Source organism: Naumannella halotolerans (assembly GCF_004364645.1).
Lineage (GTDB): Bacteria > Actinomycetota > Actinomycetes > Propionibacteriales > Propionibacteriaceae > Naumannella > Naumannella halotolerans.
Window position 1 is genome coordinate 103,523 of sequence record NZ_SOAW01000002.1, and the last position, 14,992, is coordinate 118,514.

At 68.4% G+C, this 14,992-nt stretch carries 14 protein-coding genes; 8 read left to right on the plus strand and 6 right to left on the minus strand.

The window, feature by feature from the left end:
- The first annotated feature begins 66 nt into the window (after nt 1–66).
- Entirely contained in the window at nt 67–1,131 is a 1,065-nt protein-coding gene (locus CLV29_RS11635) for an alpha/beta fold hydrolase (protein WP_166649249.1), read from the plus strand.
- A 313-nt stretch (nt 1,132–1,444) separates the two neighbouring features.
- On the opposite strand, the gene CLV29_RS11640 is transcribed toward CLV29_RS11635, so the two are convergent.
- Nucleotides 1,445–3,058: an SAM-dependent methyltransferase gene (locus CLV29_RS11640; protein WP_166649250.1), complete on the minus strand. Its 1,614-nt coding sequence runs from the start codon at nt 3,056–3,058 to the stop codon at nt 1,445–1,447.
- Nucleotides 3,059–3,162: 104 nt separating this feature from the next.
- Entirely contained in the window at nt 3,163–3,963 is an 801-nt protein-coding gene (locus CLV29_RS11645; protein ID WP_243831906.1) for an SIR2 family NAD-dependent protein deacylase, read from the minus strand.
- Between the two features lie 74 nt (nt 3,964–4,037).
- On the opposite strand from CLV29_RS11645, the gene CLV29_RS11650 reads away from it, so the two are divergent.
- Nucleotides 4,038–5,375, plus strand: a complete 1,338-nt coding sequence (locus CLV29_RS11650) for a protealysin inhibitor emfourin (RefSeq protein WP_133755270.1) — start codon at nt 4,038–4,040, stop codon at nt 5,373–5,375.
- 132 nt (nt 5,376–5,507) lie between these two features.
- Nucleotides 5,508–6,452: an aldo/keto reductase gene (locus CLV29_RS11655; protein ID WP_133755271.1), complete on the plus strand. Its 945-nt coding sequence runs from the start codon at nt 5,508–5,510 to the stop codon at nt 6,450–6,452.
- A 101-nt stretch (nt 6,453–6,553) separates the two neighbouring features.
- Here CLV29_RS11655 and CLV29_RS11660 read toward each other — a convergent pair whose 3' ends face one another.
- A complete protein-coding gene (locus CLV29_RS11660) occupies nt 6,554–7,081 on the minus strand; it encodes a rhodanese-like domain-containing protein (protein ID WP_243831907.1) in 528 nt (175 codons plus the stop codon).
- A 24-nt stretch (nt 7,082–7,105) separates the two neighbouring features.
- Between CLV29_RS11660 and CLV29_RS11665 the strand changes: the two genes are divergently transcribed.
- Entirely contained in the window at nt 7,106–8,233 is a 1,128-nt protein-coding gene (locus tag CLV29_RS11665; protein ID WP_208292931.1) for an NAD(P)-dependent oxidoreductase, read from the plus strand.
- A 73-nt stretch (nt 8,234–8,306) separates the two neighbouring features.
- Here CLV29_RS11665 and dinB read toward each other — a convergent pair whose 3' ends face one another.
- Nucleotides 8,307–9,515: a DNA polymerase IV gene (dinB, locus tag CLV29_RS11670; RefSeq protein WP_133755272.1), complete on the minus strand. Its 1,209-nt coding sequence runs from the start codon at nt 9,513–9,515 to the stop codon at nt 8,307–8,309.
- Between the two features lie 192 nt (nt 9,516–9,707).
- Here dinB and CLV29_RS11675 point away from each other — a divergent pair, with 192 nt between their 5' ends.
- The 3 genes from CLV29_RS11675 to CLV29_RS11685 all read left to right on the plus strand — a co-directional run bounded on the left by CLV29_RS11675 (nt 9,708) and on the right by CLV29_RS11685 (nt 12,531).
- Entirely contained in the window at nt 9,708–10,052 is a 345-nt protein-coding gene (locus CLV29_RS11675) for a bifunctional 3-phenylpropionate/cinnamic acid dioxygenase ferredoxin subunit (protein ID WP_133755273.1), read from the plus strand.
- Nucleotides 10,053–10,117: 65 nt separating this feature from the next.
- Entirely contained in the window at nt 10,118–11,383 is a 1,266-nt protein-coding gene (locus CLV29_RS11680; RefSeq protein ID WP_133755274.1) for an NAD(P)/FAD-dependent oxidoreductase, read from the plus strand.
- Complete coding sequence (locus CLV29_RS11685; protein ID WP_133755275.1) at nt 11,383–12,531, plus strand: aromatic ring-hydroxylating oxygenase subunit alpha; 1,149 nt, start codon at nt 11,383–11,385, stop codon at nt 12,529–12,531. Before CLV29_RS11680 ends, CLV29_RS11685 begins: the two co-directional genes overlap by 1 nt.
- Before the next feature lie 88 nt (nt 12,532–12,619).
- On the opposite strand, the gene CLV29_RS11690 is transcribed toward CLV29_RS11685, so the two are convergent.
- Nucleotides 12,620–13,012 carry an EamA family transporter gene (locus tag CLV29_RS11690; RefSeq protein ID WP_208292932.1) on the minus strand — a complete coding sequence of 131 codons (393 nt, stop codon included), beginning with the start codon at nt 13,010–13,012 and terminating at the stop codon, nt 12,620–12,622.
- A gap of 14 nt (nt 13,013–13,026) precedes the next feature.
- Between CLV29_RS11690 and CLV29_RS11695 the strand changes: the two genes are divergently transcribed.
- Nucleotides 13,027–13,926: a LysR family transcriptional regulator gene (locus tag CLV29_RS11695; protein ID WP_208292933.1), complete on the plus strand. Its 900-nt coding sequence runs from the start codon at nt 13,027–13,029 to the stop codon at nt 13,924–13,926.
- Nucleotides 13,927–14,006: 80 nt separating this feature from the next.
- Here the strand turns inward: CLV29_RS11695 and CLV29_RS11700 are convergent, their stop codons facing one another.
- Nucleotides 14,007–14,864, minus strand: coding sequence for an SDR family oxidoreductase (locus CLV29_RS11700; protein ID WP_133755277.1), 858 nt, complete (start codon nt 14,862–14,864; stop codon nt 14,007–14,009).
- Between the last annotated feature and the right edge of the window lie 128 nt (nt 14,865–14,992).

The following is a 14,992-nucleotide window of genomic DNA, read 5'->3' on the forward strand; positions in this document are numbered from 1 at the left end:
GCAGGCCAGACCATGCAGGCCCAGATGATGCAGGCCGACCGAGTTGCCCCGACCGAAGGTGGACCGATGGCACTTCCTCTGATCGGAGTCGGCGCACTGGCGCTGGGAGCCGCGGCGCTGGGCGGGTACGCCTGGCGCAACACCGGTTATGCCGACCGCGATGCCGCCAAGGTGCGCGCAGCCGGGTTCAGCACCGAACAGGTGACGGTGGCAGACGGGGTCGGGATCAGTTTCTCGCGCGGGCCGCAGAACGGCCCGCCGCTGTTGCTCCTGCACGCCCAGTCGGCCGACGCCCATTCCTACGACCGGGTGCTGCCGGCACTGGCCCGGGAGTTCACCGTCTACGTCCCCGACCTCCCCGGTCACGGGGCCTCCGACCGTACCCCGGGCCGATACGACATCGGGTTCCTGACCGAGCTGGTGGTCGATTTCTGCAACACCGTGATCGGCCGGCCGGTGCTGATCTCCGGCCACTCCTCGGGAGGCCTGATCGCGGCAGCGGTCGGGGCCGCGATCCCGGCCCAGGTCCGTGGGTTGCTGCTGGAGGATCCGCCGTTCTTCTCCACCGAGGCCGAGCGGATGCCACAGCAGTTCAACTACGTCGATCTGGCAACTCCGGCACACCGTTTCCTGCAGCAGGACGCGGAAACCGACTTCGTCAGTTGGTACATCGAACACAATGCCTGGATCGGTTACCTCGGCAAGGGCGCTCCGAAGATCATCGAGCAGGCCCAGCGGTACCGCCGTCGTCATCCCGATCGGCGGCTGAACCTGTGGTTCCTGCCGCCTTCGGTCAACCAGACCTTCGCCGCCATGCACCTGTTCGATCCGCGATTCGCCGATGCCTTCCACGAGCTGACCTGGCAGGCCGGTTTCGACCAGGCGGCCACCTTGGGCTCGTTGTCGATGCCCGCCACTTTGGTGCATGCGAACTGGCGGGTCACCGGTGACGGGATCCTCGAGGGCGCGATGACCGACGACGACGCCTCCCGTGCCTGCGGACTGATGGGCGACTGCCGCTTGGCCCGGGTGGACACCGGGCACGGTTTCCATTTCGAGGCCCCGGAGCGTTTCGTGCATCTGCTGCGGCGGGTGGCCGATCGGGCCGCGACTTCGGTCGCCACCACCTGACCGATCGCACAGGCAGAACCGATCAGATACACATCCCCGGCCCATCCTCGGGGCCGGATTTCAACGATTGCGTCACGGAAATACTGCCGGTTTCTAAGGATTTCGTTCAGGAGTCGGGAATCTGGCCGATTCCACTTGCCTGTGACCCTTCCGCGCAGGAAACTTCCTAGCGAGTAGGAGCCAGCTGCTGGGGGGCGTGCTGGCCGACTCGAACAACGGCGAGCGGGTTCACCGCTCGCCGTTGTGCTGTCCGCAGCACCTCAGTCAGGTACGCGCTGTCCGCAGCAGCTCAGGTACGTGCCGTCCGCAACACTCAGGTACCGCTGCTCGTTCCCGCCCGGCGGCTGAACTCCACGATGCCGTCGCAGTGTTCGATCTCGGTGCCGTCGGGACGGGTCACGGTCCGCGGGATCACCTGCTTGCGAATGCTCCACGCTTCATCCGGCAGGTCGAGGGCGGTGACTTCGGCATCGACCGTCGGCAGGTCCAGGTGGTGGCGATGGTGCTCCCCGGGCTGGTGGGAGATGACCAGCAGCCGGCCGCCCGGGGCGACCCAGCCTACGGCACGGCGCAGGATCTCGGTGCGCGGCAGATCCACCGGTGAGTGCAGGAAGCTCGCCGTCACCAGATCGAACTGCCGTCCCGGATCGAAGGTGCGCAGGTCGACCGCGGAGAAGGCGGTCCGGTCCGCGACACCTGCGGCCGCGGCGGCCTTCCGGGCGCGGTCGACGGCGATCGTGGAGATGTCCACCCCGGTCGCCTGCCAGCCCTTGCCGGCAAGCCAGATCACATCCGCCCCCTCACCGCATCCCAGGTCCAGCGAGCTGTCGGGAGCAAGGTCGCCGGCCTCAGCGACGAGCGCGGCGTTGGGGTTGCCTGACCAGGACTGTGCGCTCGCCCCGTAACGGTTCTCCCAGAACCGGTCCGGTTGCTGGGCGTCGTCGAAGTCCTCCTCGGCCAGGAAATGGTTGACCCCTGCGCCGGTCGTGGCTGCCGCACCCAGCGACATCGGCACATTGCCCGTCGGCACGGTCAGGTTGCCGGTGGCGAAGATCCGCGGGTTGCTGGTGTGGCCCATCGGATCGACCTCGAGGAACTCACCGAACGGGGACTGTGCGCGGCGCAGCCCGAGACCGTCGAGATAGGCGGCCTGTTCCCGCAGCTCGGCTCCGGTGAAGATCGCCTCCACCGGTACCCGGGCACCGGTGGACAGCTCGACCTCGGACAGGTCCCCGCCTTCGCCGTGCAGCGCCACCACCGGTTCGGTGACGATCTTGACCTCGCGTGCCTGCAACCGCTGCCGCAGTTCGGCGGTCAGTTCGACCGGTGCCCCGGCGCTGCCGGTCCCGTCGTCGAAGCCACCGAAGAAGGCGGTCACGTCGGCACTGAGCTGACGCACCAGCGGCACCTGGTGCGGGGCCAGCGGTGAGGTGAACACCACCCCGAGAGCACGATCGCGTACCTCCCAGCCATGGCAGTACGGGCAGTGCAGCACCGATCTGCCCCAGCGCTGGGACAGACCGGGTACGTCGGGCAGCTGGTCGCTCACCCCGCTGGCAGCCACCAGCGCCCGGGCGGTGATCCGGTCCCCCTCGGCGGTGTGGACGGTCACCGTGCGGTCGTCGGTGGCGACCGCGGTCACCTGCGCCCGCCGTACCTCGACGTCGTAGGCGCGCAGCTCCTCGATCCCGGTGGCCAGCAGATCCTCGGGCGCCTTCCCGTCACTGCCCAGCACCGCCTGCATGTGCGCGGCGAAGCGGTTGCGGGGACGACCTGCGTCGAGCACCAGGGTCCGGCGGCGGGATCGGCCGAGCATCAGAGCCGCACTGAGACCGGCGACGCCGCCGCCGACCACGATCACGTCGTGATCGGTCTCGGTCGCGCAGCAGCCAGCACTGGTGGAGTCATGGTGGTGTTCGTCGGACATGGGACAAGGATCAGCCCGGCCGGCGAGCATTGCAACGCCTCTTGCTGAAACAGCAATCAGCTCTCGGGCGGATCTTCGCTCGACTGAACCCCGAGGCCCGGCGGTCAGTCCCGGTCGTCGTCGTCCAGCAGGGCGGCCATCGCCGGCAGCCCGACCGCCGCGGTGGTACGCCAGACCTGATCGGCATGATCGGAGAAAGGGGTCTCGTCCGGATTGAGCTCGATCGTCGGAACGCCGGAAGTCTTGGCCAACAAGGGGATGCCGGCGGCCGGCTGGACCAGTCCGGAGGTGCCGACCACCAACAGCAGGTCGACCCCGACCGCCAAGGCCTGGGCCCGTTCGAAGGCCTCGGCGGGAAGCATCTCGCCGAACCAGACGATGCCCGGTCGGACCGGCCCGAAACACACCTGGCAGTGCGGCGGTTCCAGCCGCTCGACCTGTTCGGTCGGGATCTCCACGGTCCCGTGGTACGGCCGCCCGCAGTCGAAACAGCGAAGGTCGAACAGGGTCCCGTGCAGATGCGCGACATCGATGCTGCCGGCCCGTTCGTGCAGGTCGTCGACATTCTGGGTGGCGATCCCGACCGGGACCCGTCGGCCCCAGCGCGCCAGCGCCAGGTGGCCGGCATTCGGTGCCACCTCCTGCATCAACCGCAGCCGCCAGGCGTACCAGGCCCAGACCAGGTCGGGTTGTTCGGCGAAGGCTTCGGGAGTGGCCAGGGTCATCGGGTCATAGCGTGCCCACAGACCCGTCTGTGCATCGCGGAAGGTGGGTACGCCGCTCTCGGCGCTCATCCCTGCACCGGTCAGCACACCGACCGTGGAGGCCGAGCGGACCAGCTCCGCGATCGGTTCGGGCACCTCGATCGGCTCGGGCAGATCGGTCGTCGCCGGCTCAGAACTCACATCGCAACGCTACGCCACACCGCGCCCGCGGTCCCCATCGTGGGGTTGTCGGAGCCCACGCGCAGAATAGGGACATGAGCATCCCCATGCTGTTGCCCCCGTACCTGCTGGAATCGATCGCCATTCGCGGGTCGGAGCAGGAGGCCCGGATCGCCCAGGAGACCCTGCGGCACGATGCCGCACTGCGCGCGGCACGCGCGGTCGGCGGTGCCCGACCGGGTGCTGCCGCCGATGCCGGCACCCCGGGCCGCGCCAATCGGGTGATCCATGACGCCCGGTCCACCGAGACCCTGCCCGGCACGCAGGTCCGCGCCGAGGGTGAGCCGGCCACCGGTGATGCTGCCACCGACGAGGCCTATGACGGCCTGGGGGCGACCTGGACGCTGTTCTTCGATGCCTTCGGGCGCGATTCGCTGGACGGTCGGGGGATGCAACTGCTGGGCACGGTGCACTTCGGCCAGAACTACGCCAACGCGTTCTGGGACGGTCAGCAGATGGTCTTCGGTGACGGGGACGGGGAGCGGTTCAACCGGTTCACCGCGAGCATCGACGTGATCGGGCATGAGTTGACCCACGGGGTGATCGAGTTCACCGCCGGGTTGCGCTATCAAGGCCAGTCCGGCGCGCTGAACGAATCGATCTCCGATGTCTTCGGCTCCTTGGTCCGCCAGCAGTCCCGTGCCGAGACCGCCGAGACCGCCGACTGGCTGATCGGCGCGGAGCTGTTCACCGATCTCGTCCAGGGTGATGCCCTGCGTTCGATGATCGCCCCGGGCACCGCCTATGACGACCCGGTGCTGGGCAAGGACCCGCAACCGGCGCACATGGACGGCTTCGTGCACACCACCAGCGACAACGGCGGGGTCCACATCAACTCCGGGATTCCGAACAAGGCCTTCCAGCTGGCCGCCACTGCCCTGGGCGGCAATGCCTGGGAACGGGCCGGCCAGGTGTGGTTCAACGCCTTGACCGGTGGACAACTGCGACCCGACTGCGACTTCGCCACCTTCGCGCAGCTGACCATCGATGCCGCCACGGCGATCGACGCAAAGACGCAGGCCGCGGTCGAGCAGGCCTGGGCTGCGGTGGGCGTCGCCCCGGGTGTCGCGGAGGTGCCCGCGACCGCACCCCTGGCCGCCAACACCAAACTGCACCTGACCCGCTCGGGCGGTTTCGCCGGCATCACCAAGGAGCGCGATTTCGAGCTCAGCGAGCTGTCCGAGCCCGATGCCGAGGGCTGGCAGCGACTGGTCGGTGGCAGCGAGCTGAACGATCTGAGCCGGGTCAGCGAGATGCATCCGGACGGATTCGTCTACCACGTCGCCTGTGATCAGGTGCCGTTGGAGGTCCAGCTCCCCGAACCGGCCCTGCCGGCAGCGGTGAAGGAGCTGTTCCAGCGCACCCTGGGTTGATCCCCCGGGAGGTGGATCCCCTGTGAGGTTGAGCCCCTGTGAGGTTGAGCCCTGTGAGGTTGAACCCTGTGATTGTCATCGCACCGACACCGATCGTGGAACAACCACCCGACCGGGCCGGTTGAGTCGGATATGACTCGAATCGGAAACAGTGACCTGGATGTGACTCCCCTCGCCCTGGGCGGGAATGTCTTCGGCTGGACCGCCGACCGCGACACCTCGTTCGCGATCCTGGACGCCTTCGTCGATGGTGGCGGCAACCTGATCGACACCGCCGATTCCTACAGTGCATTCGCCGAGGGCAATGTCGGCGGTGAGAGCGAGACGATCATCGGCCAGTGGCTCGCCTCGCGTGCACCGGCCGATGTGCTGGTGGCCACCAAGGTCAGCCAGCATCCGGATTTCCTCGGTCTGTCGGCGCGCAACATCAAGGCCGCTGCCGATGCTTCGCTGCAGCGACTCGGCACCGAGACCATCGACCTTTACTACGCCCACTTCGACGATCGGTCGGTCCCCCTGGCCGAGACGGTGGGCGCGTTCGGTGAACTCGTCAGTGCCGGCAAGGTACGCCAGATCGGTGTCTCCAACTACACCGCGGAGCGGATCAGCGAATGGCTGTCCCTGGCCGACGAGCTCGCCGTGCCGCGACCTGTGGCCATCCAGCCGCACTACAACCTGGTCCACCGCAACGAGGTGGAGGAGACGATCATCGGCCTCGCCGAACGGGAGAACCTGGGCCTGTTCCCCTACTACTCCCTGGCCAGCGGATTCCTCACCGGCAAGTACCGTTCCACCGATCTGCAGGACCAGACCTCCCCGCGGGCGCAGATGGCGGCGAAGTTCGCCGTACCCCAGGGCTTGGAGATCATCCGCACCCTGGAGACGATCGCCGCCGACCACGGTGTCGCGATCGCGTCGGTCGCCCTCGCCTGGCTGCGGGCCCAGCCGACCGTGGTCGCACCGATCGCGTCCGCCTCGAAGGTCGAGCAGGTCGCCGGGTTGCTGGACAGCGTGAAGCTGGACCTAAGCGCCGAGGAGGTCGCGGCGTTGACCGCGGTGTCGACCTGGCAGGGCTGATCAGTTCCGGACGATCCTCCTGGATCTGCGGCAGGGATGATCACGGCCCTCGGGTCTTCCCGAACCGGGAACGGATGGTCACACCCGGCAGGGATGATCACTCAGGCTGCCGCGACCCCGACCACCTGCTCCACCTCGGTCAGGGTGTTCGAGACCGGAAACCCGGCGTCGGTCCAGGCGAGCACACCACCGTCCAGATCGCCGGCCGGCAGCCCCACCTGGGCCAGGCTTGCCGCGTTCAGTGACGAGCTGTAGCCCTCCTGGCAGACGATGATCAGCTCCCTGCCCGCGTGGGCCTGCGGCAGGCAGGCTCCGGAGCCGGGATGCAATCGCCACAGCAGGTGATTGGCTTCGATGATCAACGAACCCGGGATCTCCCCGAGCGCGGAGCGCTGCCACTGCGGCAGGATGTCGACAAACAGCGCGCCCTGGCCCACACGTTCCCGGGCCTGGGCCGGGGAGTAGCGGCTGATCTGCGTCCGGGCGTGCTCCAGCAGCGCATCAACACTGTCGAAGCGCTCGCTCATGCGCTCACTCGCGGTGAAGCCTGCGACTGTCAGCTCCCCGACGGTGTCGTACTCGGCGGGTTCGGCCCTGCGTATCGCGACCGGGACGGCCCATACGGACATCTGCCCAAGCGGCCCGAGCGACTCGTGTTGGAACGCGATGTCGCCGCGCGTGCAGCCTCGGGCGAGGTGCTCCTCGCCGAGATCGATGCGGAACCGGCCGGTACGGTCACCCTGCTGCGGCCGGGTACGCCGCAGAGCCGACTGGCCGTCGACAGTGAGGGTGCAGGATGGAAGGAGTGGGTGCCAACCCCCTCATCCGTATCGGCCGGCTCCGCCGCCTTGGGGGAACGGACCCGCAGCGACATTTCGCGAAAGGAGGCGACGGCGATGGGCAACCCGGCCGAACATGAGGTGGCAGTCCTGGGGCTGGGCGTGATGGGAGGCGGCTTCGCCCACAATCTGGCCCGTGCCGGACTGGACACGGTGGGGTGGAATCGGAGTACTCCCACAGCCGAACGCCGGGCCTGGCTCGGCATCACGATCTCCCCCGATGTGGCCGACGCGGCCGCGGCCCGGGTGGTGCTGACGATGCTTCCGGACGCCGACACCACGATCGCGGTTCTGGAACAGGTAGTCGACCAGCTGCCCGAGCAGGCGATCGTGGCCCAGATGGGCACGATCGGTGTGGACGGTACGCATCGGCTCGCCGACTTCCTGTCCGGCAGCCGACCGGATGTGCGGTTCGTCGACGCGCCGGCCTCGGGGACCAGGCAACCGGCCGAACAGGGCACCGTCACGGTGCTGGCCTCCGGCCCGGACGCCGCTCGGAACGATCCGACCCTGACCCGCGCCTTCGACGCCGTGGGCAGCAGGACCGTCTGGTTGGGTGAGGCCGGTACCGGCACCCGGATGAAACTGGTGATCAACTCCTGGCTGATCGCGACCATGGAAGGTATCGCCGAGACCGCGGTACTGGCAGACCAGCTCGGCTTCTCGCCCGAGGAGGTCTGGGACGTACTCGACGGCGGCCCTTTGGCCTCGCCCTACATCGAGGGCAAGTTGAGGAAGTTGCAGACCGGTGACTACAGCACCGAGATGGCGATGAGGTGGGGGGCCAAGGACGCCCAGCTCGCTGCCGATGCGGCGCCCGGGCTCCGGCTTCCCGCGCTCGATGCCGCCCGGGAACAGTGGCAGCACGCTGCACAGGCCGACCCGGAGGCCGACATCGCCTCGGTCTACACCTTCCTGCGGGCGGACCGAAACGGGCGTTGATCGGTGCGCCCGGGCGCTGCTCGGGTGAACCCGGTCAGGCGGGTCCGGTCAGGTGGGTCCGGTCAGGTGCGGGTCAATCGGGGAGCATCGGCACCTGCAAGCCGGGGTCCTGTCCCACGTTCACGCCACGGCTGATGGTCCGGCTCCCCCATCGCCGGCGGATCTCATCGACTGCCGCATCCAACTCGGTGCTGTCGGTGCCGCCCAGCGGCAGCGTCGCCTGCAGACTGTCGTACTCGTCGAGGTTGGCCAGGCTGAGACCGATCAGGGTGCACCCCCGATCGGCGATCAGGGGGCCGGCATCACTCAACAGGCGCAATGCTGCGGTCATGATCACTTCGGTCTGCCCGCTCGGTGCCGGCAGTGTGCGCGATCGAGTGGCCCGACCGTAATCGGCGAAGCGCAGCCGCAGGACGACGGTCGAGGCCTGGCGCTCGGCCCTGCGCAGACGCTGGCAGACCCGTTCGGTCAGCACGATCAGCGTCGGCCGCAGGATCGACGGGTCGGCCTGGGACCCGAGTGCGCGCTGTGCCCCGATCGACCGTCGGCGCACACCGGTGCGAACCCGTCGCGGATCCCGGGCATGGGCCAGTGCATGCAGGTGCCGCGCCGCGCCCGGCCCGAGGATGCCGGCCAGCCGGGTCTCGGACTCGGCCGCCAGTTGCCCCACGGTCGTGATCCGCTGCTCGGCGAGTTTGGCCGCAGTGATCTCGCCGACACCCCACAGGCGCTGCACCGGAAGGGGATGCAGGAAGTCGAGCTCGCGCCCCGCCGGAACCTCCAACAGCCCGTCGGGTTTGCCGACTGCGCTGGCGACCTTGGCCAGGAACTTGGAGCCGGCGATGCCGACGGTGATCGGCAAACCCACCTCCTCGCGTACCCGGTGGCGCAGGGTCTCGGCGATCTGTCGCGGGGAACCGCTGATCCGCCACAACCCGCCGACCTCCAGGAAGGCTTCGTCGACCGACAAGGGTTCGACCAGCGGCGTGGTCTGCTCGAAGATCCCGAAGACCTGCCGGGAGGCCGCGGTGTAGGCCTCGAACCTGGGCGGGACGACCACCGCATCCGGGCAGATCCGCAGCGCCTGGCGTCCCGGCATCGGGGTCCGTACCCCTCGCCGCTTCGCCTCGTAACTGGCGGCCAGCACCACCCCACCACCGACGATCACCGGTCGCCCCCGCAGCGTCGGGTCATCCCGCTGCTCCACCGAGGCGTAGAAGGCATCCAGGTCGGCATGCAGGATGCTCGCCGACCCGTGCGGAGAGCCCTCGTCCTGCTGCATCGGACCACCTTCGCAGCAGGCTCCGACAGGACCCCACGCAGTGATCGACAGCACTGCGTTACAGGTCCGTGTCAGGCCCGCGAATCCCTTGCCTCGGCTTCCGGGACGGATCCACAATTGTTGTGTGGTGCGATACGCGTTGCGTACCAAGCAACACGGTCGGTTGGCGAGCGAGAGGAATCACATCGCGCAATGGTCAAGGTGTGCACGATCAACGACTTGGTTCCCGGAGAGGGACTGCGGATCACCTCGGTCCAGCCGCCGATCGCGGTCTTCCTCACCGAGGACGGCGAGGTGCATGCGATCGACGACACCTGCACCCATCAGGATGCCTCCCTGGCAGAGGGGTGGCTCGAGGGATGCGCAGTCGAATGCCCTTTGCATGCGAGCTCGTTCGACCTGCGTACCGGTGCGGTCGACCAACCCCCGGCGCGGCTTCCGGTACGGGTGCACAAGGTCGAACTGGATGGTGACGACGTACTGGTCGAACTGTCCACCGAAGCCCCCAACCTCCCCCCGACCATGAGCCAGACCTGACCTACCGGCCCGACCTGTCCGGGACGACGCCCCGGACCGGACCAACCCGTGCGACGAAAGAAGCCATGTACGCCGAAACCGTGACGGCCGACAGCCGTGTGATCATCGTCGGGGCCGGCCTCGCCGGGTTCACCGCAGCGGAGACCCTGCGCCAAGGGGGTCACCACGGTGAGATCGTGGTCGTCGGCGCCGAGACCCACCGGCCCTATGACCGGCCGCCGCTGAGCAAGGGGATGCTGTCGGGTGCGCTGGCGATCTCCGACGTCTCCTTGGAACCCATGGGCGCTCTCGAGGTGGACCTTCGACTGGGTTTGAGCGCACTCGCCCTGGACGTGCCCGCCCGCTCGGTCAGCCTGAGCGACGGCAGCAGCCTGGCCGCCGATGTGGTGATCATCGCCAGCGGCTCGCGACCGAAGCTGCTCCCCACCGATCTCGGCGGAGTGCACACCCTCTACAGCCTCGACGACGCCCTGGCCATCCGGGAGCAGATCGGCGAGGGAAGCAAGGTGGTCAGCATCGGCACCGGCTTCATCGGGCTGGAGGCGGCGTCCGCGGCCCGCAGCCTGGGCGCGTCTGCCACCGTGATCGGCAACAGCGCACCGCTGCACCGGCGATTCGGCCAGTTCGCCTCCGAGGCGGTGCTCGGGCTGCACGAGCGCAACGGAGTCGACTTCGTCCTCGGCGCCACGGAACTGGAGTTCCGCTCCGACGGCCGGGCCCGGATCGCCTCGGTGGTCGCCAACGGGACCGAGATCGAGGCCGATGTGGTGGTGGTCGGCATCGGTTCGGCACCGAACGTCGAATGGCTGGCCGGCAGCGGGTTGTTGATCGACGACGGCATCGTCACCGATCAGTGGGGCAAGGCCGCGCCGGGGATCTTCGCCGTCGGCGACTGCGCCCGTTGGCAGCGGCCCGACGGCACGAGCCATCGCGGGGAGCACTGGACCGCCGCCCAGTCCGAGGCCCGAGAGGTGGCCCACCTGCTGCTGGGAGCTCCGCTGAGCCCGAAGGTGGAACCGGACTACGTCTGGTCCGACCAGCACGGCGTCCGGTTGCAGATCGCTGGCCTGATTCCGCCCGACGCGGTCTGCGAGGTCGAGTCCGGCAGCATCGAGGACGCAGACCTGCTGCTGCGCTACAGCCACCCCGACGGAACCGATGCGGCCCGCTTCGGGATGAACTCCGCACGCCAGATCATGCGCTGGCGTAAGCAGAACCGGTGGGATCGGACCTTCCCGCCGGCCCCGGATCCCGGCAGCGAGGCCTCGACCCCTTCCGTACCCGACGAGCCGGCCGCAGCCGGTGTCGGCGGCCAGTCCCAGGAGTACTGATGATCATCGAGCAGTTGACCGAACCTCTCCCCGGTTCCCTGATGCCGACACTGTCCGGCAGCTACTACCACGACCCGGCTGTCTTCGCCCTGGAGCAGGAACGGATCTTCGAGAAATCCTGGATGTGCGTGGTCCACGCCGCCGACCTGGCCAAGCCCGGTGACTTCAAGCTGGTGCAGGTGGGCCGGGAGCAGTTGATCATCACCCGGAACCGTCGCGGCGAGGCCCGGGCCTACTTCAACGTCTGCCGGCACCGCGGGATGCAGGTCTGCACCACCGAGTCGGGCAATGCGCGGCGCTTCCAGTGCGGCTATCACGCCTGGACCTACGACCTCGACGGAAAACTGATCGCGGCACCGAATCTGACCAAGATGCCCGACGTGGACAAGGACACCTACGGTCTGCAGACCGTTGCGGTACGGGAATGGCTCGGTTACATCTGGGTCTGCACCGCCGAGGAACCGCCGTCGTTCGAGGAGACCGTGCTCGGCGATGTCGTCGACCGGGTGGGCGAGGTGGAGAACCTGGACCACTACGGGGTGGAGAACCTCAAACTCGGTCGGCGGATCGCCTACGACGTGCAGGCGAACTGGAAATTGATCATCGAGAACTTCATGGAGTGCTACCACTGCGCGACGATCCATCCAGAGCTGACGAATGTGATCCCGCAGTTCGCCGACGGCTGGGCCGCGCAGACCAAGGTCAACTCCGGCGGCGTCTTCGGTGAGGACGTCGAGGGGTTCACCGTCGACGGATCGGCCGGGGTGACCAAGCTGCCGCAGATCGCGCCAGACCAGGACCGTACCTATTTCGCGATCACGATCCGGCCGAATGTCTTCATCAACATGGTCCCCGACCATGTGATCGTGCACCGGATGTTCCCCACCGGCCCGAAGCGCACCTATGTGGAGTGCGACTGGCTGTTCCTGCCCGACGTGGTCGACCAGGGAATGGACATCGACAAGTCGGTGCAGCTGTTCGACCTGGTGAATCAGCAGGATTTCGACGCCTGCGAGAAGACCCAGCCAGGCATGGAGTCACGGCTGTATGCCGAGGGAGGATCCCTCGTACCGGCCGAGCACCACATCTCCGAGTTCCATGACTGGCTGATCAAGACGATCTCACCGAACGCCCAGGCCACGGCATAGCCAGCGCACCGGCCATCGGTCTCGGCGGTGGCGACTCAGGCGCCAGCCGCCCGGTGATCCTCAGGGCCCGACGGTACGGACACGCTCATCACTGCTCCGCGGCGCAGCGCTCACCGACGCCGCATCCGAGCGGCTTCGGCGTTCCCGCGGTCGGTACGTCCACCGTCCCCGGGGTGTCCGCGCCGTCCGTCCCTGCAACCCGCGCCGTCGGGAAAGCGGTGGTTGTCGTCTCCGGAACAGCCGTTCCCGAGACAGCAGGTCGACGCCGCCGGCCGGCGATCAGGATGCCGATGACGACCACCACCGCCCCGACCGGTTCGTTCCACGACAGCTTCTCGCCGAGCACGATCACACCCAGGGCGATGCCGACGATCGGCACCAGGTAGGTCACTGTCGAGGCCAGCGCGGGCCCCCAGGCGGTGACGATCTGGAAGTTCCAGACATAGGCGATGCCGGTGCCGAGAGCGCCGAGACCGAACACCGACGCTGGTCTCCGTGCTCGGACTGGTGTCGTTGCCCCAACTGCGCGCTCTGGTCGCGGTCGCCGGACACGGATCGTTCTCCCGCGCCGCCACCGCACTCGGCATCTCCCAGTCGGCGGTGTCCCATGCCGTCTCCACCCTCGAACGCGCGCTCGGCGACCGAGTGGTCACCCGGGATGCACCTGCCCGGCTGACCCCCCTCGGATCCGCGGTGCTGCCGCACGCCCGGCAGACCGTGAGCTCGGCCGACGCGCTCGCCGCGGCGGCCCGCGCACACCACGGTGTCGCCTCGGGCACCCTTCGGCTCGGCGCGGTCACCACCGCCTGCCAAGGCCTCGTCCCCTCGCTGCTCGCGCACTGGTCAGGCGCACTGCCCGATGTACGCATCGAGGTCTTCGAGGGCGACGACGAGGAACTGCCGGTCTGGCTGGAGGACGACCTGGTCGACGCCGCCATCCTCGTCGACCCCGAGAGCATCCGGGAGCAGGACAGGGTCCTCGCCCGCGACAGTCTCGCCGCGCTCGTACGTACCGACCATCCGCTGGCCGATGAACCGGTCTTCCCGGTCGCCGAACTCGCCGCCGACGGTTTCATCTGCTCGGTCGGCGGATGCCTGGCCCAGATCCGCCGACTGCACGAGCAGGCCGGGATCGAGTTGGTCGTCCGCCAGTCCGTCCGCGAGCTGGCGACGATCATGAGCATGGTCAGCCAGGGTCTCGGCGTTTCGGCGATCCCGACGATCGTCCGCCCCGCACTGCCCGCCGAGCTGGTGCTCGTACCCCTTGATCACACCGTCGTCCGCACCCTCGTGCTCGCCGGGCCACGGTCGCGGACAGCCCACCCGCTGGTCGGCACGATCGACGACGCACTCACGACCTGGCGAGCGCCGGACCACGCGCGCAGCCTCACCTGAACGACTGCTGGGGCCAAGTCCCACCACGAAGGGGCCCGGCTTGCACCGGGCCCCTTCGATTGATGATCACTGATCGCGGATCAGGCGAGCGCCTCCCGCAACCCCTGCTCGAGCTGCGTGGTGGGACGCCCGATGAGTGCGGAGAGTTCACCGGTGACCTCGGCGAGGTCACCGTTCTTAATGTTCGCATCCAGGGTCGCCACGAAGCCGGCGCTGCCCTCGTCGAGGCCCGCCTCACGGCGTGCGGCGATGTGCTCCTCGGTGGAGACATCGCGCACCACGACCTCGCGGCCGAAGATCCGGCCGATGGTCGCAGCGAGCTCGGCGTGATCCCAGGCGACATCTCCGCCGAGCTCGTAGATCTTGCCGGCCTGGCCGTTGCTGGTGAGGACCACGGCGAGCCCTTCGGCGAAGTCCTTGCGGCTCGCGCTGGCGACCTTGCCGTCACCGGTGCTGCCGAGCAGGACGCCGGTCTCGGCGGCCTGCCGGGCGTCGCGGACGTAGTTCTCGGTGTACCAGTTGTTCCGGAGGATGGCCGCGGGCACACCGCTCGCGGCGATCTTCTCCTCGGTCGCCTTGTGCTCGGGAGCGAGCACCAGGTCGGAGGTGTCGGCATGCGGGGCGCTGGTGTAGGCGAGCAACCCGACACCTGCACGGGCTGCGGCATCGACCACATTGGCGTGCTGGGTCGAGCGCTGTCCGACCTCACTGCCGGAGATGAATCCGATCCGATCGACGCCGGCGAAGGCCGCATCGAGGGAGGCGGGGTCGTCGTAGCTGCCGACGGCGGTACGCACTCCCAGTTCGGCGAGCTCGGCCAGTCGTTCCTCCGAACGGCCGAAGGCGACGATGTCGGCGGCGTCGACGCCGCGGGCGAGGAGGGAGTCGATCGTCAGCCGACCGAGATGACCGGTGGCACCGGTGACCAGGATGCTCATGGGTGGTTCCTTTCGTTGCACTGTCCTTTTCCACAACGCAGGTACGACCCCCCGCATTCCATCTCCGATCACCCGCCTGGCGAACCGTGGTCGGCCTGCCACGGCCAGGTCCGGGCCGGTCGACCCGG

Coding starts and splice junctions, on each gene's coding strand:
- CLV29_RS11635 (WP_166649249.1), top strand. CDS start 67: ATGGCACTTCCTCTGATCGGAGTCGGCGCACTGGCGCTGGGAGCCGCG.
- CLV29_RS11640 (WP_166649250.1), bottom strand. CDS start 3,058: ATGTCCGACGAACACCACCATGACTCCACCAGTGCTGGCTGCTGCGCG.
- CLV29_RS11650 (WP_133755270.1), top strand. CDS start 4,038: ATGAGCATCCCCATGCTGTTGCCCCCGTACCTGCTGGAATCGATCGCC.
- CLV29_RS11655 (WP_133755271.1), top strand. CDS start 5,508: ATGACTCGAATCGGAAACAGTGACCTGGATGTGACTCCCCTCGCCCTG.
- CLV29_RS11660 (WP_243831907.1), bottom strand. CDS start 7,081: ATGTCCGTATGGGCCGTCCCGGTCGCGATACGCAGGGCCGAACCCGCC.
- dinB (WP_133755272.1), bottom strand. CDS start 9,515: ATGCAGCAGGACGAGGGCTCTCCGCACGGGTCGGCGAGCATCCTGCAT.
- CLV29_RS11675 (WP_133755273.1), top strand. CDS start 9,708: ATGGTCAAGGTGTGCACGATCAACGACTTGGTTCCCGGAGAGGGACTG.
- CLV29_RS11680 (WP_133755274.1), top strand. CDS start 10,118: ATGTACGCCGAAACCGTGACGGCCGACAGCCGTGTGATCATCGTCGGG.
- CLV29_RS11685 (WP_133755275.1), top strand. CDS start 11,383: ATGATCATCGAGCAGTTGACCGAACCTCTCCCCGGTTCCCTGATGCCG.
- CLV29_RS11700 (WP_133755277.1), bottom strand. CDS start 14,864: ATGAGCATCCTGGTCACCGGTGCCACCGGTCATCTCGGTCGGCTGACG.